The sequence below is a fragment of the Scytonema millei VB511283 genome (assembly GCF_000817735.3).
Taxonomy (GTDB): domain Bacteria; phylum Cyanobacteriota; class Cyanobacteriia; order Cyanobacteriales; family Chroococcidiopsidaceae; genus Chroococcidiopsis; species Chroococcidiopsis millei_B.
The window spans coordinates 318718-319509 of the sequence record NZ_JTJC03000001.1 but is presented as its reverse complement, the minus strand read 5'-3'; the positions used below and the strand labels follow the sequence as shown (position 1 = coordinate 319509).

General features: G+C 48.5%; 1 protein-coding gene. It reads right to left on the bottom strand.

Annotated features, from left to right (window positions below; genetic code table 11):
* Positions 1–34: 34 nt before the first annotated feature.
* Positions 35–792: IS5 family transposase (locus QH73_RS01430; RefSeq protein WP_132866748.1), on the bottom strand; the 758-nt coding region annotated here is incomplete at its 5' end.

Here is a 792-nt window from a genome sequence, read left to right as displayed (position 1 = left end):
AGAGGATGTTTGAAAAGTTTTGAAGGGTGAGATTTTATGCCAGCCGCCTAACCATGATACGGATCATGGCAAGGTAGATAAAAGTCTCGGAGGTTTGGGGCAATAATTCATAGTCTCTGACTAATCGCCGACACCCCATTAGCCAGCCGAAAGTGCGCTCCACCACCCAACGTTTTTTGAGCAACACGAAACCCTTAGTTTGTTCTGGTCGCAGCACCACTTGCACAATCCAACGGCAGAAGTCCATCACCCACATCATGAACGATGTACCGTCAAAGCCGCCATCGACCCAAATGGTTGTCAAACGGGACACCTTTTTACCCATCTGTTTTACCTTCTGGAGTACTTGTTTACCTCCCTCTCGTTCTCCAACACTGGCGGCTGTGACCAATACCCGCAATACTAACCCCAAAGTATCGACACTCATAAACCGCTTGCGTCCTTTGATTTGTTTGCCCGCATCATAGCCCACCGCTTCATGTACCATCGCGGTGCTTTTCACACTTTGGCTATCGATAATCGCTTCTGATGGACTGGGATGACGCTGCTGCTCGATTCTGAACCACTCTCGCAGGCTGTCGTGAAGCTTCAACCATGTCCCATCAATGCGCCAGTTACGGAAATAAGTGTATACAGTCTGCCATGCTGGAAAGTCACTCGGTAGTGCTCGCCATTGTACCCCTTCGCACAACACATAGAAAATTGCGTTGAAAATCTCCCACATATTGACTGTACGGGGACGACCACCTAGTTTAGGCTCTGGAATCATGTCACTCAGAAATTCATATTGGG